The sequence below is a fragment of the Variovorax sp. GW458-11-26-14-LB1 genome, assembly GCF_059423965.1.
In genome coordinates, this window is the sequence record NZ_JBWKYW010000052.1 from 1 (window position 1) to 21113 (window position 21113).

Below are 21113 nucleotides of genomic sequence, written 5' to 3' on the forward strand. Positions count from 1 at the left end.
TCCCGCAGCGAAATCAAGGAGGAGGCCGAAGGCCGGGGGACATTCGCGGAGGGAAGTACCCGGTGGCCTGTGCACGCACCCCGAACTAAGATCACCGCCCTCACAAAGAAGCCACGCATGCGCATCGCCCTCGTCTCCGACATCCACGGAAACCTCCCCGCACTGAAAGCCGTCGTCGAGGACATCGCACGCCGCAACGTGGATGCCATCGTCAACCTCGGCGACAGCCTCTCAGGCCCGCTGATGCCGCTGGAGACTGCGCAGTTCCTGATGGCGCAGGACTGGGTCCAGCTCGCCGGCAACCACGAACGGCAACTGCTCACGTTGCCAACCTCCGGCCAGCGCGGCGAGTCCGACGCCTTCGCACACGCCCGACTCGGCGAGGCAGAGTTCGCATGGATCGCCTCGCTCACGCCACGCCTGCGCTTCAGCCCCGAGGTGCTGCTGTGCCACGGCACGCCCGACAGCGACCTCACCTACTTCCTCGAGACCGTCGAACCCACGCAACTGCGCATGGCCACTGCGGCAGAGATCGATGCGCGTCTCGGCACTGTGGAAGCCGGCACGGAACTGGTCGCCTGCGGCCACACGCACCTGCCGCGCGTGGTGCGCGCATCCAACGGCACCTTGATCGTCAACCCGGGCAGCGTCGGCCTGCAGGCCTATGGCGACGAGCATCCGTACCCGCACCACGTGGAGACCGGCTCACCCGATGCGCGCTACGCGCTGGTCGAACGGCACGACCACGGGCAGTGGACCTGCACGCTGGTCACCGTGCCCTACGACCACACGGCCATGGCGGCACTGGCTGCGGCCAATGGGCGTGCGGACTGGGCCCACGCACTGGCCACCGGGCGCATGCCCTAGCGCCAGATCAATCGCCGAAAGCGATGTCCGCGCTGTCGACCGCGCGGATCGGCACGCCGAAGCTCGTGATGTCCGACAGCGTCGCGTTGTGGTGCGCACGGATGAAGGCGCCCTTGGCATGCGGCTTGTCGTGCGAGGTGTGGGCGTCGGCCGCCAGCACCACCTCGTAGCCCAGCGCGGCGGCGCGGCGCACGGTGGTGTCCACGCAGAACTCCGACGAATAGCCGCAGACCACCACGCGCCGCACGCCCTGCCCCGACAGCCAGGCCTCCAACGGCGTGCGCAGGAACGAGTCGGGCGTGGTCTTGCGCAGGCGTGCGTCCGCCGGCGTCACCTGCAAGGCATCGGCCAGCTGCCAGCGCTCGGAGTCGAACTCCAGGTCGATGGCGTTCTCGTGCTGGACGAAGGCCACCGGCACGCCGGCCGCGCGGGCCCGCGCCGTGAGCGTGTTGATGCGCCCGATGACCGCTTCGGCCTCGTACGGCCGGGGCGGATCGTCGCAAAGGCCGCGCTGCATGTCGATGACGAGGATGGCAGTTTTCATGGCGATGAAGGGCTGAAGCCGTGGATCGCCGCAGTATGCCGCCGGCGTGCGGATTGCCCCCGCCCGCCGAATGTTTCTGTCGCTGAAACCATTGAAAAGCCAACTCCCGCTAGTCTCGCGCCTCAAGACCAACACACACGCAGAGGGCTTTCCCATGGCTGACGAATCGGATTCGCAAGGCGCTTATTTACCCCGGCTGTTGCGCCGCAGCGCGGTGCTCGCCACGGCAGGCTGCGCGTTCGTGGCCGGCTGCAGCAGTGCCGGCGGCGGGGAAACGCGCTACGACAACTCGCCGCAGTTCAAGGGCGGCGTGTTCCAGAACATGCCCAACCCCGAGCTGCAGCCCGCCGCCAGCACCTGGCGCATCTGGTCGCGCTTCATCGTCGGCAGCAAGGTCGACACCGTGCCGGTCGACCCCATTCCGGTGCGCGCACTGCCCCCCCAGGCGCTCGACGCGCTCGCGGCCGACGCCAACCACGTGGTGCGCCTGGGCCACTCGTCGCACCTGCTGAAACTCAAGGGCAAGTACTGGCTCATCGACCCCGTGTTCAGCGAGCGCGTCTCGCCCTTCACCTGGGTCGGGCCGAAGCGTTTTCACAAGCCGCCGATCCAGCTGGAGCAGCTGCCGCCGATCGAGGCCGTGATCCTCTCGCACGACCACTACGACCACCTCGACGTCGCCACCATCGAGTACCTCGCCACGCGCGTGCAGCGCTACTTCGTGCCGCTGGGCGTGCGCGCCCGGCTCATCGAGATGGGCGTGCCCGCCGAGCGCGTGACCGAGCTCGACTGGTGGCAGGGCGGCGAGCATGCGGGCGTGAAGCTCACGGCCACGCCCGCACAGCACTTCTCGGGCCGCGCGGTCACGCTGACCGACCGCGACCGCACGCTGTGGGCCTCGTGGGTGGTGCAAAGCGGCGACCAGCGCATCTTCTACAGCGGCGACTCGGGCTACTTCCCCGGCTTCAAGCAGATCGGTGAACGCTTCGGCGGCTTCGACCTCGCGCTGATGGAAAACGGCGCCTACGACGCCTACTGGCCCGGCGTGCACATGACGCCCGAGCAGAGCGTGCAGGCCTTCGAAGACCTGCGCGGCAAGGTGCTCTATTCGGTGCACAACAGCACCTTCGACCTGGCCTTCCACACCTGGCACGACCCGCTGGACCGCATCGCCGACCTGGCGCAGGCGAAGAAGATCGACCTGGCCACGCCGGTGATCGGCGAAGTGCTCACGGTGGGCCAGGCACGCACCAACGTGCGTTGGTGGGCCGGGCTGAAGTAAGGAGCGCACCGTCCACGCGGCGGTGTGTATTTCAAATGTTGCTCGCCACTTTTGGAAGGTTTACAGACAGTTAACCAGCGGCCGGTTCAATCGCCGTGTCGCCGCGACGAATCCCTCACCGGACGCCGATCGCGGACGACACCGTCATCTGCAAGGCAGCAGCCACAGGGAGCAAGGTGATCACAAGAAGAACCGGCAAGAAAGGAGGCGGCATTCCCGCCATCTCGACGCGCGCCCCGAGGCGCCGCCTGGCGCGCATCGTCAGGGGTTTCGCCGCGGGGCGCGTGCTGGCATCGATCGCGGGCGCACGGGCCGTCGCACCCCCGATGCGCCACGCATCGGCCTGATCGTCAGCAACCCGAGCAACCCCTTCTTCCTCCAGGTCTGACACCGCCGCCGCCCACGCTGCCAACCCGTGACAACATCGGCACCGACCGGGGCCGGCAGGTCCGTCCATTCCCCCATGCGTGCCCCCGCAGATCGCGGATGCGAGGCGGTGCGGAACATGTCATCATCCCCACCCCTTCACCGGCCCCCTCTCGCAACGAGGCCCTCGCACCCATGCCCATGAAACGTCCCTGGCGCACCTGGCTGCTGGCCCTCCTCCTCGCCGTGGGCCCCGTGGGCAGCGCGCTCGCGACACATGCCAATCATGGCAAGGGCCCGCGCGTCGGCGTGCTCGTGAGCGACCTGCGCAACCCCTTCTTTGCCTACATCGCGCGCGCAGTGGAAAGCACGCTGGCCGCAGACAGTCGCAACGCGGCGCACATCACGGTCGTGTCGAGCGGGTTCGATCCACAGCGGCAGGACGAGCAGCTCAAGGAAATGATCCGCCAGCGCGTGCAGCTGGTGATCGTGACGCCGGTCGATTCGACCACCCTGCACGCCCGCGTCACGGAGGCGCGCGCGGCCGGCATCAAGGTGGTGGCGGTCGATGCGCTCGTGCAAGGCGCGGACGCGGCCGTGGTGACCGACAGCCGCGCGGCAGGCAGGCTCTCTTGCGAACACCTGGTGCGCACGCTCGGCGGCAAGGGCGAAGTGGCGATCATCGACGGCCCGCCGAACACGGCCGCGGTGGGCCGCGTCAACGGCTGCCGCGAGGCATTGAACGCCGCGCCCGGCATGCGCGTCCTGTCGATGGCGCTCAATGGCGGCGCCACCAAGGACGGCGGCGTCGAACAGATGACGCGGCTGCTCGCGCGCCATCCGAAGCTGTCGGGCGTGTTCGCGATCAACGACCTGTGCGGCATCGGCGCGGAACTGGCGGCCCAGGTCGCGGGCCGGCGCGACATCGTCATCACGGCGATGGACGGTTCGCCGGAGGTGGCGCAGCGGCTGCAAGACCCCGCCACCTTGATCGTCGGCAGCGCCACGCAGTCGCCCACGTTGATGGGCCAGCGGGCGGCCCAGATCGGGTTGAAGCTCCTGAAGGGCCAGCCTCCCCAGCAGCGCGTGCTGCTGTTGCCGTCCAAGCTCGTGACGCGCGAGAACGTCGATGGCTACGGGGGGTGGTGAGCCAGCCCCTCGGCCTGCCTGCCTACTTGCCTTCCTGCTCGCGCCGCTCGCGTGCGCGCCGCACCTGGCGCGTCTCGTTGGCCTGCGCGGCGGCGCGGTCTTTCGCGCGCCGCTTGCCCTGGCGCTTCTCGCGCATGCGGCGCCCCAGGATGTAGCTGCCGAAGCCCGTGACCACGGCGAGGACCACGCCGAGGATGCTGATGTCGATGCCGCCCAGCATCAGAGCACCCGCACCACGCTCGCCGGCGTGAATCCGAGGTCTGCCACCTTGCCCTTGCGCGCGCGGGCACCCATCGCGTTGTTGAGCGAGCGGATCTCGAGCGTTTCTTCGCGCTCCTTGCCGCCGCGGGCGACGCCTTCGATCCGCACGCTGCGCGTGTAGGCCACCGCACCGGCCAGCGATTCCTTGGCCTCCAGGTCGATCAGCATCAGGCCGCGGCCGCCCTTGGGCAGGCTCTTGAGCTCGGCGATGTCGAAGGTCAGGATGCGCTTGCCGCTCGAGGCGCAGGCCACGTGCGTCGCGGCCGGCATCGGCTCGGCGCCGCTCGCGCCGCCCACCAGCGACGGCCGGCACAGCTGCTCGCCCTCGCCCACGTCGATGAAGGCCTTGCCGCCGCGCTGGCGCGACATCATGTTCTCGATGGTGGCCATGAAGCCGTAGCCGCCGGTGTTGGCCAGCAGCAGGCAGGCGCCCACCGGGCCCGCGAAGAAATGCGTGACGTGCGTGCCGGCATCGAGCTCGATGAGCGTGGTGACGGGCTGGCCGTCGCCGCGCGCGCCGGGCAGCGACGCCACGGGCACGGTGTAGACGCGCACGCTCTTGTCCTTGGCGCTGCCGAAGACCAGCAGCGTGTCGACGCTGCGGCATTCGAAGGCGCCGTAGAGCGTGTCGCCCGACTTGAAGCTGTACTCGGGCGCGGTGCCCCCGTTGCCGGCGGCCTTCTCGCTGGCCCAGCCCTTCTGCGCGCGCACCCAGCCCTTCTGCGACACGATCACGGTGACGGGCTCGTCGACCACCTTCACCTCGGCCACGGCGCGCTTCTCGGCCTGGATGAGCGTGCGGCGCGGGTCTTCGAAGGTCTTGGCGTCGGCCTCGATTTCCTTCACCAGCAGGCGGCGCAGCGTGGCCGGGCTGGAGAGGATGTCTTCGAGCTTCTTCTGCTCGTCGCGCAGGCCGGCCAGCTCCTGCTCGATCTTGATGGCCTCGAGCCGCGCGAGTTGGCGCAGCCGGATTTCAAGGATGTCCTCGGCCTGCCGTTCGCTGAGGTTGAAGCGCGCGATGAGCGCCGCCTTCGGGTCTTCCGCCGCGCGTATGATGGCGATCACCTCGTCGATGTTCAGCAGCACCAGCTGCCGGCCTTCGAGGATGTGGATGCGGTCCTGCACCTTGTCCAGGCGATGGCGCGAGCGCCGCTCGACGGTGATCTCGCGGAACGCGATCCACTCGTTGAGCATCTGGCGCAGCGACTTCTGCGTCGGCTTGCCGTCGATGCCGACCATCGTGAGGTTGATCGACGACGAGGTCTCGAGCGAGGTCTGCGCCAGCAACGTGGTCACGAACTCGTCCTGGCTGATGCGCGAGGTCTTGGGCTCGAACACCAGGCGCACCGCGGCGTCCTTGCTCGACTCGTCGCGCACCACGTCGAGCACCGACAGCATCGCGGCCTTGAGCTGGGTCTGGTCGGCGCTCAGGGCCTTCTTGCCGGCCTTGACCTTCGGGTTGGTGATTTCCTCGATTTCTTCCAACACCTTCTGCGTGCTCACGCCCGGCGGCAGTTCGTTGACCACGAGCTGCCACTGGCCGCGCGCGAGGTCCTCGATCTTCCAGCGCGCGCGCACCTTGAGCGAGCCGCGGCCAGTGCGGTAGGCGTCGGCGATGTCGCTGGCGCTGCTGATGATCTGCGCGCCGCCCGGGTAGTCGGGGCCGGGCACGAGGGCGAAGAGTTCTTCTTCGCTGAGCTTGCCGTTGGACTTGATCAGCGCCACGCAGGCGTCGGCGATCTCGCGCAGGTTGTGGCTCGGGATCTCGGTGGCCAGGCCCACGGCGATGCCGCTGGCGCCGTTGAGCAGCGTGAACGGCAGCCGCGCGGGCAGCAGGCGCGGCTCCTCGGTGCTGCCGTCGTAGTTGGGAATGAAGTCGACCGTGCCTTCGTCGATCTCGTCGAGCAGCAGGCTGGTGATGCGCGCCAGGCGCGCTTCGGTGTAGCGCATGGCCGCGGCGCCGTCGCCGTCGCGGCTGCCGAAGTTGCCCTGGCCGTCGACCAGCGGATAGCGCTGCGAGAAGTCTTGCGCCATGCGCACCAGCGCGTCGTACGCGGCCTGGTCGCTGTGCGGGTGGAAGCGGCCGAGCACGTCGCCGACCACGCGCGCGCTCTTCACGGGCTTGGCGCCCACGGTGCCGTTGGTGCCGCCGAAGCCCAGGCCCATGCGCGACATCGAGTACAGGATGCGCCGCTGCACCGGCTTCTGGCCGTCGGACACGTCGGGCAGCGCGCGGCCCTTGACCACGCTCAGGGCGTATTCGAGGTAGGCGGTCTGCGCGTAGTCGGCCAGCGTGAGGGTGGTGTCGCCGTCGGTGGGGCCTGCAAGGTCGAGCGGAGGTTGAGAGTCGTCCATGAAGAAGAGAGAAAGAAAAACAGTGACGGGCGGCGTGCGTTCGCGCTCAGCCCAAAATGAAAGTGGGGTGCATGGCGGCCTGCGGGATCACGACAGCGGCGACGGCGGCGAAGCGTCACCCGGCTCCGCCGCGCTGGTCGGCACGTCGGACGGCTCGGGAATCTCGGGCATGGTCGGCACGTTGCGCGGCGACTCGGACGGCATGTTGCCGCGCCCGATCGCACCGCCCTTGGGCACCGACATTTCCATGCGGATGCGCCCCGGCGTCCTGCCACCACTGCTACCGCTTCCGCTGCGCAGGTTGCCACCCACGGTCACGGCCGAGGGCTTGAGGTACGCATACAGCTGCAGCACGGTCTGCACGTAGTTCTGCGTTTCCTTGTAGTTCGGGATCTTGTTGCCCGCACGCTGCACCGCGCCCTCGCCCGCGTTGTAGGCGGCCAGCGCGAGCTCGATCTGGCCCGGGAACATCGCGATCAGGTCGCGCAGGTAGCGCGAGCCGGCGGCGATGTTGATGTGCGGGTCGAACAGCTTTTTCTCGATCGTGCCGCGCTTGTCCGTCGCCACGCCGTAGCGCTGCGCGGTGGCCGGCATGAGCTGCATGAGCCCCATCGCGCCCTTGGGCGAGACAGCCTTGGCATCGAAGCCCGACTCGGTGGCGACCAGCGCCTGCAGCAGCTCGTAGTCGATGGCGTGCTTGCTCGAGGCGTCGCGCAGCGCCGCCTTGGCGGTCTTGTAGCCGGGCGAGGCCTCGAACATGGCGAGCAGGTTCTGCGACGCCGGCGACACCTTGCCGTCGAGCCGGCGGTTGATGCTGCCGCGGCCCATCGGTGACAGGCCCTTGGCGGTGTCGAAGCTCTGGCCGCCCTGGAAGAAGAGCTTGTAGCGCTCGTCGACCTTCTCGGCCGCGAAATGCGCCACGCCGTTGCTGTCGATGTAGCCGTAGATGTCGGTCGCGTGCGCGAGCCCCTGCTGCATGCACAGCAGAAGGGCCAACCACAGCGAACGCTTGAAAACCGACATGCGTGTGAGAAGAAGGAAAGAAAAAGGAAACTGTCAGACGTCGATGTCGACGTCGTCTGCGCGCAATTCCATGAGCTCGCGCCGCGCCGCCGCTTCGCCCTTGCCCATCAGCTTGGTGATCTCGCCCTGGGTGGACGAAAAATCGAACCGCCCCAATTGGACCTTCATCAGGCGACGGGTGTCCGGATTGAGCGTGGTTTCCCACAATTGTTCCGCGCTCATTTCGCCCAGGCCCTTGAAGCGGCTGATGCTCCAGGCGCCTTCGCGCACGCCATCTTTACGCAATTTGTCGAGCGTGGCGGTGAGTTCGCCCTCGTCCAGCGCATAGACCTTGGAGGCCGGCTTCTTGCCGCGCGCGGGCGCATCGACCCGGAACAATGGCGGCTTTGCGACATACACGTGGCCGGCTTCGATGAGCTTGGGGAAGTGCCGGAAGAACAGCGTGAGCAGCAGCACCTGGATGTGCGAGCCGTCCACGTCGGCATCCGACAGGATGCAGATCTTGCCGTAGCGCAGGCCGCTCATGTCGGGCGTGTCGGCGGGGCCGTGCGGATCGACGCCCACGGCCACCGAGATGTCGTGGATTTCGGTGTTGGCGAACAGGCGGTCGCGCTCGACTTCCCAGGTGTTGAGCACCTTGCCGCGCAGCGGCAGGATGGCCTGGCTTTCCTTGTCGCGGCCCATCTTGGCGCTGCCGCCGGCGGAGTCGCCCTCGACCAGGAAGACTTCGTTGTGGCTGATGTCCTTGCTCTCGCAGTCGGTCAGCTTGCCGGGCAGCACGGCCACGCCGGAGCCCTTGCGCTTCTCGACCTTCTGGCCGGCGCGCTGGCGCGTCTGGGCGGCCTTGATGGCCAGTTCGGCGAGCTTCTTGCCGTAGTCGACGTGCTGGTTGAGCCACAGCTCGAGCGTGGGGCGCACGAAGCTGGACACCAGGCGCACCGCGTCGCGCGAATTCAGGCGCTCCTTGATCTGGCCCTGGAACTGCGGGTCGAGCACCTTGGCGCTGAGCACGTACGAGGCGCGCGCGAACACGTCCTCGGGCAGGAGCTTCACGCCCTTGGGCAGCAGCGAGTGCAGCTCGATGAAGCTCTTCACCGCATTGAACAGGCCGTCGCGCAGGCCGCTTTCGTGCGTGCCGCCGGCGCTGGTGGGAATCAGGTTGACGTAGCTCTCGCGCACCGGCTGGCCGTCTTCGGTGAAGGCCACGCACCAGTCGGCGCCCTCGCCTTCGGCGAAGTTGTCGGCGTTCTTGTCGGCATGGCCGCTGCCTTCGAACAACGGAATGACCGGGTCGCCGTTGAGCGTCTGCATCAGGTAGTCGCTCAGGCCGCCCTTGTAGAGCCACTGCTGGCTTTCGCCGGTCTTCTCGACGGCCAGCGTGACGCTCACGCCGGGCATCAGCACGGCCTTGCTGCGCAGCAGGTGGGTGAGTTCGCCCATGGGCAGCGCAGCGGTCTCGAAGTACTTGGCGTCGGGCCAGGCGCGCACGGTGGTGCCCTGCTTGCGCTCGCCGGCTTCGAGCTTGCGGATCTCGAGCGCCTCGATCACGTCGCCGGCGCTGAAGGCCAGCTTCGCGACCGAGCCTTCACGGTGCGAGCTCACTTCGAGGCGCTTGGACAGCGCGTTGGTCACCGACACGCCCACGCCGTGCAGGCCGCCCGAGAAGCTGTAGGCGCCGCCCGAGCCCTTGTCGAACTTGCCGCCGGCGTGCAGCCGGGTGTAGACCAGCTCGATCACGGGGGCCTTTTCCTCGGGGTGCAGGCCGAAGGGAATGCCGCGGCCGTCGTCCTCGACGCTGACCGAGCCGTCGGTGTGCAGCGTGACCTTGATCTTCTTGCCGTAGCCCGCCAGCGCTTCGTCGGCGGCGTTGTCGAGCACTTCCTGGATGATGTGCAGGGGGTTGTCGGTCCGGGTGTACATGCCCGGGCGCTGCTTCACGGGCTCGAGGCCCTTGAGCACGCGGATGGAGCCTTCCGAATAGCCGGAAGCGGAGTCTGAAGATGTCTTGGGGGAAGTCGCCATGGGGGCGGATTGTAGTCAGTTGGGTTGAAATGACTGGATACCCATACAGGCACCGGCTTCGGTCTTTTCGCACATCAGGCGGGAGTTTCTGCGGGCGGACCGAACATCCGCGCGCCCAGGAAATCTATGAACGCCCGCAGCTTGGGCGACGGATGGCGCCCCGACGGCCACAGCACGCGGAACGCGATGGTACGGGGCCGGCGCAGGTGGTCGGCCAGCACGGGCTGCAGCGCGCCCTCGGCCAGCGCGGCGCGCACGCTGAAGTCGGGCAGGCAGGCGATGCCGCGCCCGCGCAGGGCGAAGCACAGCCGGGTCTCGATGTTGTTGCAGATCATCGAGACCGGCGGGCGCACCTCGCTGCCGTCGGGCCCGGGCACGAGCGGCCAGACCTCGACCTTGCCGGTCGCCGGGTAGCGGTAGTGCAGGCAGGCGTGGCGGGCCAGGTCGTCCGGCGAGGCGGGCGTGCCGTGGCGCGCCAGGTATGCGGGCGAGGCCACCAGCAGCTGCGAGAACTCGCCCAACTGGCGCGACGACAGCCGTGAATCCGCCGGCTCGCCGGTGCGCACCACGGCGTCGAAGCCCTCCTCGATGACGTCGACCAGCCGGTCGCTGAAGTCGAGGTCGAGTTCGATCGCCGGGTAGGCGGCCATGAAGTCGGCCAGCACCGGCAGCACCAGCGAGCTGACCAGCGGCAGGCTCACGCGCAGCCGCCCGCGCGGCGCCTCGGCGGCGTGCGACAGCTCCTGCTCGGCGGCCTCGATCTCGGCCAGCACGCGGCGGCTGCGCGCCAGGAACAGCGCGCCCTCGGCGGTGAGCGTGATGCTGCGCGTGCTGCGGTGGAACAGGCGCACGCCCAGCCGCTCCTCGAGCCGCGCCACGCGCTTGCCCACGGCCGAGGCCGACACGCCGAGCGCGCGCCCGGCCGCGACGAAGCTGCGGGTTTCGGCGACCTGAACGAAGACGGCAAAGCCGCTGAGGCTGTCCATGGGGAATCTCCATTGCGGACTTTAACGTCCGCATTGAGCGGAACTGTAGCCGTCTTTATCCGAAGTCGGCTTCTTCCTATCGTTGGCCGCATGACCTTTCTCCCCGACATTTCCCCTACTTTCACCCCTGCGTGGCAGGGCCCGGACCCGTCGCGCATTGACGCGGCCATCGACCGTGCGCTCGCCGAGCAGCGGCTGGTTGGCGCGGTGGTGCTGGTGAGCCACGACGGCCGCCTCGTCCACCGGCGCGCCGCCGGGCTGGCCGACCGCGAGGCCGGCCGGCCGATGCGCGAGGACGCGCTGTTCCGGCTGGCCTCGGTGTCCAAGCCCATCGTCTCGACCGCCGCGATGGTGCTCGTGGACCAGGGCCGGCTCGACCTGGACGCCCCGGTGACGCGCTGGCTGCCGGACTTCCGCCCGCGCCTTCCCGATGGCGGCGAAGCGGTCATCACGCTGCGGCAGTTGCTGACCCACACGGCCGGCCTGGGCTACCGCTTCCTCGAAAGCTCGGACGACGGCCCGTACGCGCGCGCCGGCGTGTCGGACGGCATGGATCGCGACGATGGCCTCACGCTGGCCGGCAACCTGCAACGCCTGGCCGGCGTGCCGCTGCTGTACCCACCGGGCACAGGTTGGCTCTATTCGCTGGCCATCGACGTGCTCGGCGCGGTGGTCGAGGCGGCCAGCGGCCTGCCGCTGCCCGAGGCGGTGCTCGCACTGGTGACCGGGCCGCTGCAGATGCACGACACGGGATTCGCCGCCGCCCCCGGCGACCCGCGGCTGGCCACGCCTTATGTGAACGGCCCCGGCGCCACGCCGCCGCAGCGCATGGACGCCCCCGTCGTCGCCACGCCGTTCGAAGGCGCCGTCGGCATCCGCTTCGACCCGGCGCGCGCCGTCGACGCCAACGCCTGGCCCTCGGCCGGCGCCGGCATGGTCGGCAGCGCGGGCGACTTCCTGCGCCTGCTCGACACGCTGCGCACCGGCGGCGCCCCGCTGCTGCACGCCGCCACCGTCGACACCATGGGCCGCAACCACACGGGCGCCTGGGGGCCGGCGGACGCGCCGGGCTGGGGCTTCGGCCTGGGCTTTTCGGTGCTGCACGACCCGCAGCCCACGCAGACGCCCGAATCGCCCGGCACCTGGCGCTGGGGCGGCGCCTACGGCCACGCCTGGTTCGTCGACCGGGCGCGCGGGCTCAGCGTGGTGGCCTTCACGAACACGCTCTACGAAGGCATGTCGGGCCGTTTCGTCACCGAACTGAGGGACGCCGTCTATGCGTGACACGAGCTCTTCTTCACCGCTGCCCCTCTCGGGCCTGCTGGCACTGGCAGCCGGCGGCTTCATCACCATCCTCACCGAGGCGATGCCGGCCGGCCTGCTGCCGCAGATCGGCGCCGACCTGGGCGTGGCGCCCGCGCTGGTCGGCCAGCTCGTCACCGTGTACGCGCTGGGCTCGCTGGTGGCGGCCATTCCACTGGTGGCCTTCACGCGCGGCTGGCGGCGCCGGCCGCTGCTGATGGGCGCGATCGGCGGTTTCGCGGTGGTCAACACGGTGACGGCGCTGTCGCACGACTACACGCTGACGCTGGTCGCGCGCTTCTTCGCCGGCGTGTTCGCGGGCCTGCTGTGGGCGCTGCTGGCCGGGCACGCGGCGCGCATGGTGGCGCCGTCGCAGCAGGGCCGGGCCATCGCCGTGGCGATGCTGGGCGCGCCGCTGGCGTTGTCGCTGGGCATTCCCGCGGGCACGCTGCTGGGCGCGAGCGTCGGCTGGCGGCCGGCCTTCCTGATCATGTCGGCGCTGTCGGTGCTGCTGCTCGGCTGGGTGCGCTGGCAGGTGCCCGACTTCCCGGGCCAGGAGGCCGGACACCAGCAGAGCGTGCGCCGCGTGTTCCTGCTGCCGGGCGTGCGGCCGGTGCTGGCCGTGATGTTCGCCTTCGTGCTGGCGCACAACATCCTCTACACCTACATCGCGCCCTTCCTGGCGCACGCCGGGCTCGAAGCGCAGGTCGGGCGGGTGCTGCTGGTGTTCGGCGCGGCGTCGCTGGGCGGCATCTGGCTCACGGGCGTGCTGATCGACCGCTGGCTGCGCACGCTGGTGCTGGCCGGCACGGCGGCCTTCGCGCTGGCGGCGCTGATGCTCGCCGCGGCGGGCGGGTCGGCGGCGGGCGTGTACCTCGCGGTCGCGGTCTGGGGCCTGGCCTTCGGCGGCGCGGCAACGCTGTTCCAGACCGCCTCGGCCCAGGCGGCCGGCGATGCAGCGGACGTGGCGCAGTCGATGGTCGTGACGACCTGGAACCTCGCCATCGCAGGCGGCGGACTGGTGGGCGGCCTGCTGCTGCAGGGCGGCGGCGCGGGCAGCCTGCCCTGGTCGCTGCTGGCGTTGCTGGTGCCGGGGCTGATGCTGGCGTGGCGGGCCTGCGAGCACGGCTTTCCGGGCGCGCGCGGCGCGGCAGCGGCGCCGGCGCGCTGACCCCGAAGGCAGGTCACGCGCCTGCCTTCTTTCTTTGATGCCGTCCGCGCATTGAAACCGCGCCCACAAATCATCAATGGCCTTGGCCGCCACGCCACCTGCCGCAGCATCCATTTCGCTACATTCGAAGGATGCAAGCCTCCCCCGCTCCCACCCTTTCGATCAAGCAGGTGCTGTTCTGCGGCGCCATGATCGTCACGCTCTCGATGGGCATCCGCCACGGCTTCGGCCTCTGGCTGCAGCCCATCACGCAGGCACAGGAGTGGAACCGACAGACCTTCTCGTTCGCGCTGGCGGTGCAGAACCTGTCGTGGGGCATCTTCGGCGTGTTCGCCGGCATGCTGGCCGACCGCTTCGGCGCGTTCCGCGTGCTGATCGGCGGCTCGCTGCTGTACGCGGCAGGCCTCTTCGGCATGGCGCATTCTCCGACGCCGCTGCTATTCACGTTGAGTGCGGGCGTGCTGATCGGCGCCGCGCAGGCGGGCTCGACCTACGCCGTGATCTACGGCGTGATCGGCCGGCAGATCCCGGCCGAGCGGCGCTCGTGGGCGATGGGCGTGGCCGCGGCCGCCGGCTCGTTCGGCCAGTTCCTGATGGCGCCCATCGAAGGCCGCCTGATCGGGGCCTTCGGCTGGCAGACGGCGCTGGTCGTGGTGGCGGTGCTGGTGCTGGTGATCGTGCCGCTGGCCTTCGGCCTGCGCGAACCCAAGACCGCGGCCCTGGCCGGCCACCGTGACCAATCGGTGCTGCAGGCCGTGGGCGAGGCCTTCCGCTACCCGAGCTTCGGCTTGCTGATGGCGGGCTACTTCGTCTGCGGCTTCCAGCTGGCCTTCATCGGCATCCACATGCCGACCTACCTGCGCGACAAGAACCTGTCGCCCGAAGTGGCGGGCTACGCGCTGGCGCTGATCGGGCTGTTCAACGTGTTCGGCACCTACACGGTCGGCCTGCTGGGGCAGAAGCTGTCCAAGCCCAAGATTCTTGCGGCCATCTACTTTGCGCGGGCGGTGTCGATCGCCCTCTTCCTGCTGGCGCCGATCTCGCCGCTGAGCGTGTACGTCTTCTCGGCGGCCATGGGCTTCCTGTGGCTGTCGACCGTGCCGGCCACCAACGCCATCGTCGCGGGCATCTTCGGCGTGGCGCACCTGTCGATGCTCAGCGGCTTCGTGTTCCTGAGCCACCAGGTGGGGTCGTTCCTGGGCGTGTGGCTGGGCGGCTTCCTGTATGACACGACGGGCAGCTACAGCATCGTCTGGTACATCTCGATCGCGCTGGGCGTGTTCGCGGCGCTGATCAACCTGCCGGTCAAGGAAAGCGCCATTGCGCGCGCGGTCCGGCCGGTCGCCGTGGCGGGCTGACGGCCCGCGCTTTTCTGTCTTGTTTGCAAGGAGCCATCGCCATGACGCCCCGCACACGCAACCACTACCTGGCCCAGGCCGCCTGGCTCGCCGCCGTGCTGGCGGCGCTGGGCGGCGTGTTCGCGCTGTACGTGCATCCGACGTTCCTGGTCACGCTGGTCGACCAAGTGTGGTCCTGTTTCTGAACGACTTCGCCCCGAAACGCCCGCTTGACGGGCCCAGGCCACTATGAAAGATGTAGCAATTCCCGTGCATGCGAGCACGGCGCCCTCCGAATGGATCGTGCGCTGGTCGCACCTGCTCGCGCCGAACGCCACGGTGCTCGACGTGGCCTGCGGGTCCGGGCGGCACATGCGGTGGTTCGCCGGGCGCGGGCATGCGACGACCGGCGTCGACCGGTCGCCCGAGGCCGTCGAGGCGGCCGGCGCCTTCGGTCGCGTGGTGGCGGCCGACATCGAATCGGGCCCCTGGCCGTTCGCGGCCCAGCGCTTCGGCGCGGTGGTCGTCACGAACTACCTCTGGCGCCCCCGCATGGCCGACATCGTGGCCGCCGTGGCGCCGGGCGGCGTGCTGCTGTACGAGACCTTCGCCGCCGGCAACGAGACCGTCGGCAAGCCCTCGCGGCCCGATTTCCTGCTGCAGCCGGGCGAACTGCTCGGGGCATGCGCCAGCCTGCAGGTGATCGCCTATGAAGACGGATTCCTGCCGGAGCCGGCGCGCTACGTCCAGCGCATCGCCGCCGTGCGGCCCGGCGAAGCGGCCGCGGGCGCCCCGCCGCGCCAGTTCCTGAAGGCCAGCTGAGCTGGCCGACACAACTGTCTCCGGCCCGGCCGGAGTCAGTAGAATGGCCGCTTTCGTCCACCGACAAAGAGATTCCCTTGGAGCAACTGACAGGCAGCATCGTCGCGCTCGTCACGCCGATGCACGACGACGGCAGTGTCGACTACCCCGCCCTGCGGCGGCTCATCGACTGGCACATTGACGAAGGCACCGACTGCCTTGGCGTGGTCGGCACCACCGGCGAATCGCCGACGGTCGATGTGGAAGAGCACTGCGAAATCATCCGCGTATCCGTCGAGCAGGCCCGGGGCCGCGTGCCCGTGATGGCCGGCTGCGGCGCGAACTCGACCAAGGAAGCCATCGAGCTCGCCAAGTTCGCCAAGGGCGTCGGCGCCGACTCGCAGCTGCAGGTCGTTCCCTACTACAACAAGCCCACGCAAGAGGGCCAGTACCAGCACTTCAAGGCCATCGCCGAAGCTGTCGGCGACCTGCCCGTGGTGCTGTACAACGTGCCCGGCCGCACCGTCGCCGATATGGCGCACGACACCGTGCTGCGCCTGGCGCAGGTGCCCGGCATCATCGGCATCAAGGAAGCCACCGGCAACATCGAGCGTGCCCAGTGGCTCATCCGCGACCTGCCGAAGCACTTTGCCGTCTACTCCGGCGACGACCCGACCGCGGTCGCGCTCATGCTGTGCGGCGGCCAGGGCAACATCAGCGTCACGGCCAACGTGGCGCCGCGCAAGATGCACGAGCTGTGCGTGGCCGCGCTGGCCGGCGACGTCAAGCGCGCGATGCAGCTGCAGTTCGAACTCATGCCGCTGCACCGCAACCTGTTCGTCGAACCCAACCCGATCCCGCTCAAGTGGGCCATGGCCCGCCTGGGTCTGTGCGGCGGCGCCCTGCGGCTGCCGCTCACGGAACTCGGCGAAGCGAGCCGCCCGGCGGTCGAGGGCGCCCTGCGCGCCACCGGCCTGCTCAAGGACTGACCGAGCCCGGGTTTCCCCACCGATCACACCGGCTCCCGTCCGCCCTTTCCCCCTGTTCGCAGCAAGGTCAAGCAACCTTTTGCCGCAACAGTGCTCAGAGAGGGCGGGGCGCTGGGGCCCATCGATTGACCGAACCATTCCACCAAGGAAGACGACGTTGAAGAACATTTCGCGACTTGCACTGCTGGCCCTCGTTGCCAGCCTCGCCGCCTGCTCCGTCCTCGAGAGCGACAAGATCGACTACAAGAGCGCAGGCAAGGCCCCGACGCTCGAAGTCCCACCCGACCTGTCCCAGCTCTCGCGCGACAACCGCTATGCAGTGCCGGGCGGCGCCGTCACCGCCAACGCCTACCAGGCCGGCATCGCGAACGCACCGGGCATCCCCACCGCCGTGGCCAACATCGGCGACGTGCGCATGGAACGCTCAGGCACGCAGCGCTGGATCGTCATCAACCGCACGCCCGACCAGCTCTGGGAGCCCGTCAAGGACTTCTGGCAGGAAAACGGCTTCCTGCTGACCACCGACCAGCGCAACCTGGGCATCATGGAAACCGACTGGGCCGAGAACCGCGCCAAGCTGCCGCAGGACATCATCCGCGGCACGCTGGGCAAGCTGGTCGACTCGGTCTACTCGACCGGCGAACTCGACCGCTTCCGCACCCGCCTGGAGCGCAGCACCAACGGCACCGAGATCTTCGTCAGCCACCGCGGCATGCAGGAGGTCTACAACAACTCCCGCCAGGACCAGACCGTGTGGCAGCCCCGCCCGAGCGATCCTGAGCTCGAGACCGAATTCCTGCGCCGCCTGATGGTCAAGCTCGGCGTGTCGCAAGAGCAGTCGAAGATCCTCGCCGCGACCACCGCGGCGCCCAAGACCGCCACCGTGGCCACCGTCGGCAACCAGCCGGTCGTGCAGATCAGCGAAGGCTTCGACCGCGCATGGCGCCGCGTCGGCCTGGCCCTGGACCGCACCGGCTTCACCGTCGAAGACCGCGATCGCAGCGCCGGCACCTACTACGTGCGCTACGTGACGCCGAACCCCGACAAGAAGGACGATGGCTTCTTCGGCAAGCTGTTCAGCTCCAAGAAGGACGAAGCGCCGATCAAGTTCCGCATCTCGGTCAAGAGCCAGGGCGAAGCCACCACGGTCTCGGTCCTGAACGACGCCGGCGCGCCCGAAACCTCGGCCAACGCGCAGCGCATCGTCAAGGTCATCGCCGACGACCTGAAGTAAGCCCCATGCTCCGCTTCCGAAGCCTCGGCAGCGGCAGCACGGGCAACGCCGCGCTGGTCGAAGCAACGATCAGCGCCGGCCGCACCACCCGCCTCCTCGTCGACTGCGGCTTCGGCATCCGCCAGCTCGACCGGCGCCTGGCCCAGGCGGGCCTGGCCGCAGCGGACCTCGACGCCGTCTTCATCACCCACGAGCATGGTGACCACATCGGTTGCGCCCATGCCCTGTCGCTGCGCGACCGCATCCCGGTCTGGATGAGCGAAGGCACCTGGCTCGCGACCGGCGGGCGCGACTACGAAGGCCGCCTGCACCTGGCGCGCGACGACGCCGAGTTCACGGTCGGCGACCTATGCCTGCAACCCTTCACCGTGCCCCACGACGCGCGCGAGCCGCTGCAGCTGCGCTGCACCGACGGCAACCGCACGCTGGGCGTGCTGACCGACCTGGGCCACGCCACCAGCCACGTGCTGGCCCGGCTGCGCGGCGCGCACGCGCTGCTGCTGGAGTTCAACCACGACAGCGACCTGCTCGCCGGCTCGGCCTACCCGTCGTTCCTGAAGCAGCGCGTGGGCGGCAACTACGGCCACCTGTCGAACACCGCGGCCGCCGAGATTGCGCGCGCCGTGCGGCACGACGGCCTGCGCCACGTGGTCGCGGCGCACCTGAGCGAGCAGAACAACCGGCCCGAGATCGTGCGGCGCCTGATGGCCGAAGCGCTGGGCGGCGATGAAGCCGAGATGCTCACGGCGACCGCCGCCGAGGGCTCGCCCTGGCTCGACGTCTGAACAGGCGGGGCATCGCCCTCCCCCAATGAAAAAGCCGCCCAAGGGCGGCTTTTTGCATGGTGCGGACCTGCAGCGAAATTACTGCTTCGGTGCCTCGCCCTTCTTGGCGGCTTCGGTCGCGGCGTTGGCGGCGTCCAGGGCCGACGAGGCGGCGGCCGACGGTGCCGATGCAGGTGCGGCGGCCGGCGGAGCGGCGGGTGCGGGTTCTGTCACGGGAGCGGGCGGCGGGGTCACGACCGCGGGGGCGGCGTCCTCTTTCTTTCCGCAGGCCACCAGGGCGGCAGCGGCGATCAGCGAGGCAATCAGGACGGACGACGACTTCTTCATGAGGACTCCTTTGGCAATGAAGGTCTGGAACCAAAAAATTCTAGACCGCCAACCCCGCATAGATATGTCGCGGGGTGTATTTGCGGCATTGGCTTACAAGCCGAGCGTGGAGGCGGGAAAGGCCGGTCGCCCCTGGCGCCAGCGCTCGTCGAGGCCTTCGCGCAGGTCACGTCGCGCACGCGGCTCGCTGCTGCAGACACCGCGGCTGCGTTCGGGGTCGATGCGGTGCAGGCACCAAGTGGGCGTCCAGAAGGCGCTGGGCACCTCCTCTGCCGTGCCTGAGCGACCTGCCGCGCGGCATTCGACGATGTGGTCCCAGGTGCGGCGCCACGTCACGAAACGCGCATGACCGCGCTCGATCAGATCGAAGCGCCCAGCCAGCAGCAACAGGCGACGCCCGCTGGCCGACCAGGCCTGCAGCGCCTCGATGCTCGCGCGCTCGCCCAGCGGCCAGTCGGCGAAGTCGAGGTCGCTGAAGACGATCTCGTTCCAGCCCTGGTGCGCAGCAGCAGACAAGGCGTTGCGGACGAGGTCGGCAAACGCCTCCCGGCCGTCGAAACGGCCCTCGTTCAGGGCCGGTACGGCGCCTTCATTCGGCATGCAGCCAGCCCGCCTCGCACCACTCGCCCAGCAGCGCCCGCGCGCCCTCGCTGGCGCGGGCCAGTTCGCGCGCACCGAGCGCGCGCTGGTCGGCCAGCCGCCGCATCAGCGTGGCGTCGGCCCCACCGGCGCGGAAGCTCTCGCCGTTGATGTAGACGTGGCGCGCGTCGTAGAGCATGCGCGTGCGGCGGTCGAGCGCGACCTCGCGCAGCACCTCGGGCACTTCGTTGCCTTCGCCGAACCAGACGTTGGCCTTCGGCTCGGTGAGCGATTCGCCCAGCGCGCGGTCGATGGCGTCGGGGTCGCGCAGCGCGGCCTCGACGGCCTTGCGCGCGAAGTCCTGCAGGGCAGCCGGCATCGCGGCCGGGGCTTCCACGGCAGGCTGCGACGGATCGCGGTAACGCGCCAGTTCGGCCGGGCCCGCGTCTTCCAGGTCTTCGGCATAGGCCTGCGCCACGCGCGCCAGCAGGTCGGCGCCCAGCTCGCCCACGGCAGACGAGCGCAGCCCGATCGAGTACGTCATGCAGTCGTCGCCCACCGCCACGCCGTCGTGGGCGTACTTGGGCGGCAGGTACAGCATGTCGCCGGGCTCGAGCACGAAGGTCTGCTCGGGCTCGAAGTGCTCGAGTACCTTGAGCGGCACGCCGGGCTGCAGCCGCAGGTCGGACTGCTTGCCGATGGACCAGCGGCGCCGCCCCTGCGCCTGCAGCAGGAACACGTCGTAGCTGTCGAAATGCGGGCCGACGCCGCCGGTGTCGCTCGCGTAGCTGATCATCAGGTCGTCCAGGCGCGCGTCGGGCAGGAAGCGGAACTGCCGCAGCAGGTCGTGCACGCCGTCATGGTGCAGGTCGACCCCCTGCACCAGCATCGTCCAGCCCGGCTGCTTCAGCGGCGGCAGCGCGCGGCGAGGCAACGGGCCGTGCTTGAGCGACCAGCCGGCCTTCCCATGCCGGATCAGGCGCGACTCGACCCCCTCGCGCTCCGCCAGCGCGAACAGCGCTTGGCGGTCGATCGGTGGCACCATCGAGGGAACGGCCTGCCGGATCAGCAGGGGTTTCTTTTGCCAGTACCGGCGCATGAACTGCGCGGGACTCAGGCCGCCAAGCAAGGGCAGCGGTTGATTGATCTCCATGGGAGAATTCTGCAATGGAAATCTCTGAACAATGCGTGGTCGGCCTGACCTGGACCATGAAAGACACGCTCGGCGATGTGCTGGACGTGCTCGACGAGCCGGTGGAATTCATGGTGGGCGGCGACGACCTCTTCGACGTGATCGAGGCCGCCCTGCAGGGCCATGAGCCCGGCGCGCGCGTGCAACTGCAGATCGAGCCCGAGCAGGGCTTCGGCGACTTCAACGACCAGCTGCTCTTCCTGGAGCCGCGTTCGCTGTTCCCCGAAGGCACCGAAGAAGGCATGACCTTCGACGGCTCCGCCCTGCCCAAGGGCGTGAGCGAGGCCATGCCCAAGGACGCGATCTACACCGTGGCCGAGATCTACCCCGACCACCTCGTGCTCGACGGCAACCACCCACTGGCAGGCATCGCGATCCGCCTGGACATCACGGTGCGTTCGGTGCGTGAAGCCACCGAAGAAGAAGTCGGCCGCGGCACGGCAGGCACGGCCTTCTTCAAGGTGCCGCCGATGGCGCCGGGCGGCCAGATGCTGCACTGACACCCAGCCATCCCACAAAGCAAAAGCCGGGCAGTGCCCGG

The 21113-nt window shown here is 69.3% G+C and carries 21 protein-coding genes; 12 read left to right on the forward strand and 9 right to left on the reverse strand.

The features are described 5' to 3' along the window. Positions 1 to 117 precede the first annotated feature (117 nt). Positions 118 to 867, forward strand: coding sequence for a metallophosphoesterase family protein (locus tag AC07YS_RS25995; protein WP_495270363.1), 750 nt, complete (start codon positions 118 to 120; stop codon positions 865 to 867). Positions 868 to 874: 7 nt separating this feature from the next. Here AC07YS_RS25995 and AC07YS_RS26000 read toward each other — a convergent pair whose 3' ends face one another. After that, positions 875 to 1411, reverse strand: a complete 537-nt coding sequence (locus tag AC07YS_RS26000; protein WP_495270362.1) for a cysteine hydrolase family protein — start codon at positions 1409 to 1411, stop codon at positions 875 to 877. 154 nt (positions 1412 to 1565) lie between these two features. Here AC07YS_RS26000 and AC07YS_RS26005 point away from each other — a divergent pair, with 154 nt between their 5' ends. Next, positions 1566 to 2693, forward strand: coding sequence for an MBL fold metallo-hydrolase (locus AC07YS_RS26005; protein WP_495270361.1), 1128 nt, complete (start codon positions 1566 to 1568; stop codon positions 2691 to 2693). A 561-nt stretch (positions 2694 to 3254) separates the two neighbouring features. After that, the gene (locus AC07YS_RS26010) at positions 3255 to 4208 is read left to right on the forward strand and encodes an ABC transporter substrate-binding protein (RefSeq protein WP_495269491.1); all 954 of its coding nucleotides are present in this window, start codon (positions 3255 to 3257) and stop codon (positions 4206 to 4208) included. Between the two features lie 22 nt (positions 4209 to 4230). On the opposite strand, the gene AC07YS_RS26015 is transcribed toward AC07YS_RS26010, so the two are convergent. From AC07YS_RS26015 to AC07YS_RS26035, 5 genes are all read right to left on the reverse strand, one after another. Further along, a complete protein-coding gene (locus AC07YS_RS26015) occupies positions 4231 to 4428 on the reverse strand; it encodes a hypothetical protein (RefSeq protein WP_223301260.1) in 198 nt (65 codons plus the stop codon). After that, positions 4428 to 6824 (reverse strand): DNA topoisomerase IV subunit A, encoded by a 2397-nt coding sequence (gene parC / locus AC07YS_RS26020; RefSeq protein ID WP_095744758.1) that lies wholly within the window; start codon positions 6822 to 6824, stop codon positions 4428 to 4430. Before parC ends, AC07YS_RS26015 begins: the two co-directional genes overlap by 1 nt. Before the next feature lie 87 nt (positions 6825 to 6911). Beyond that, positions 6912 to 7847 carry a lytic transglycosylase domain-containing protein gene (locus AC07YS_RS26025; protein WP_095947310.1) on the reverse strand — a complete coding sequence of 312 codons (936 nt, stop codon included), beginning with the start codon at positions 7845 to 7847 and terminating at the stop codon, positions 6912 to 6914. A gap of 33 nt (positions 7848 to 7880) precedes the next feature. After that, on the reverse strand, positions 7881 to 9869 hold the full coding sequence (locus tag AC07YS_RS26030; RefSeq protein ID WP_062474697.1) for a DNA topoisomerase IV subunit B: 1989 nt from the start codon (positions 9867 to 9869) through the stop codon (positions 7881 to 7883). Between the two features lie 74 nt (positions 9870 to 9943). After that, the gene (locus AC07YS_RS26035; RefSeq protein ID WP_495269492.1) at positions 9944 to 10855 is read right to left on the reverse strand and encodes a LysR family transcriptional regulator; all 912 of its coding nucleotides are present in this window, start codon (positions 10853 to 10855) and stop codon (positions 9944 to 9946) included. Positions 10856 to 10945: 90 nt separating this feature from the next. Here AC07YS_RS26035 and AC07YS_RS26040 point away from each other — a divergent pair, with 90 nt between their 5' ends. From AC07YS_RS26040 to AC07YS_RS26075, 8 genes are all read left to right on the forward strand, one after another. Beyond that, positions 10946 to 12139 (forward strand): serine hydrolase domain-containing protein, encoded by a 1194-nt coding sequence (locus AC07YS_RS26040; protein ID WP_495269493.1) that lies wholly within the window; start codon positions 10946 to 10948, stop codon positions 12137 to 12139. Beyond that, positions 12132 to 13328 carry an MFS transporter gene (locus AC07YS_RS26045; protein WP_495269494.1) on the forward strand — a complete coding sequence of 399 codons (1197 nt, stop codon included), beginning with the start codon at positions 12132 to 12134 and terminating at the stop codon, positions 13326 to 13328. The genes AC07YS_RS26040 and AC07YS_RS26045 overlap by 8 nt, the downstream gene beginning before the upstream one ends. A 131-nt stretch (positions 13329 to 13459) precedes the next feature. Then, positions 13460 to 14686, forward strand: coding sequence for an MFS transporter (locus AC07YS_RS26050; RefSeq protein WP_495269495.1), 1227 nt, complete (start codon positions 13460 to 13462; stop codon positions 14684 to 14686). 41 nt (positions 14687 to 14727) lie between these two features. After that, positions 14728 to 14871, forward strand: coding sequence for a hypothetical protein (locus AC07YS_RS26055; RefSeq protein WP_167395003.1), 144 nt, complete (start codon positions 14728 to 14730; stop codon positions 14869 to 14871). 43 nt (positions 14872 to 14914) lie between these two features. Beyond that, on the forward strand, positions 14915 to 15487 hold the full coding sequence (locus AC07YS_RS26060; RefSeq protein ID WP_495269496.1) for a class I SAM-dependent methyltransferase: 573 nt from the start codon (positions 14915 to 14917) through the stop codon (positions 15485 to 15487). A gap of 71 nt (positions 15488 to 15558) precedes the next feature. Then, a complete protein-coding gene (gene dapA / locus AC07YS_RS26065) occupies positions 15559 to 16455 on the forward strand; it encodes a 4-hydroxy-tetrahydrodipicolinate synthase (RefSeq protein ID WP_370680965.1) in 897 nt (298 codons plus the stop codon). Between the two features lie 157 nt (positions 16456 to 16612). After that, positions 16613 to 17689, forward strand: coding sequence for an NlpB/DapX family lipoprotein (gene bamC, locus AC07YS_RS26070; protein WP_062474681.1), 1077 nt, complete (start codon positions 16613 to 16615; stop codon positions 17687 to 17689). Between the two features lie 5 nt (positions 17690 to 17694). Then, positions 17695 to 18474 (forward strand): MBL fold metallo-hydrolase, encoded by a 780-nt coding sequence (locus AC07YS_RS26075; protein ID WP_495269497.1) that lies wholly within the window; start codon positions 17695 to 17697, stop codon positions 18472 to 18474. A 78-nt stretch (positions 18475 to 18552) separates the two neighbouring features. Here AC07YS_RS26075 and AC07YS_RS26080 read toward each other — a convergent pair whose 3' ends face one another. The 3 genes from AC07YS_RS26080 to AC07YS_RS26090 all read right to left on the reverse strand — a co-directional run bounded on the left by AC07YS_RS26080 (position 18553) and on the right by AC07YS_RS26090 (position 20533). Further along, on the reverse strand, positions 18553 to 18801 hold the full coding sequence (locus AC07YS_RS26080) for a hypothetical protein (protein ID WP_056583267.1): 249 nt from the start codon (positions 18799 to 18801) through the stop codon (positions 18553 to 18555). A gap of 93 nt (positions 18802 to 18894) precedes the next feature. Further along, positions 18895 to 19401, reverse strand: coding sequence for a hypothetical protein (locus AC07YS_RS26085; RefSeq protein WP_495269498.1), 507 nt, complete (start codon positions 19399 to 19401; stop codon positions 18895 to 18897). Then, positions 19391 to 20533, reverse strand: a complete 1143-nt coding sequence (locus AC07YS_RS26090) for a JmjC domain-containing protein (RefSeq protein ID WP_495269499.1) — start codon at positions 20531 to 20533, stop codon at positions 19391 to 19393. Before AC07YS_RS26090 ends, AC07YS_RS26085 begins: the two co-directional genes overlap by 11 nt. A gap of 14 nt (positions 20534 to 20547) precedes the next feature. Here AC07YS_RS26090 and AC07YS_RS26095 point away from each other — a divergent pair, with 14 nt between their 5' ends. Next, on the forward strand, positions 20548 to 21072 hold the full coding sequence (locus tag AC07YS_RS26095; RefSeq protein WP_062474668.1) for an FKBP-type peptidyl-prolyl cis-trans isomerase: 525 nt from the start codon (positions 20548 to 20550) through the stop codon (positions 21070 to 21072). Positions 21073 to 21113 lie beyond the last annotated feature (41 nt).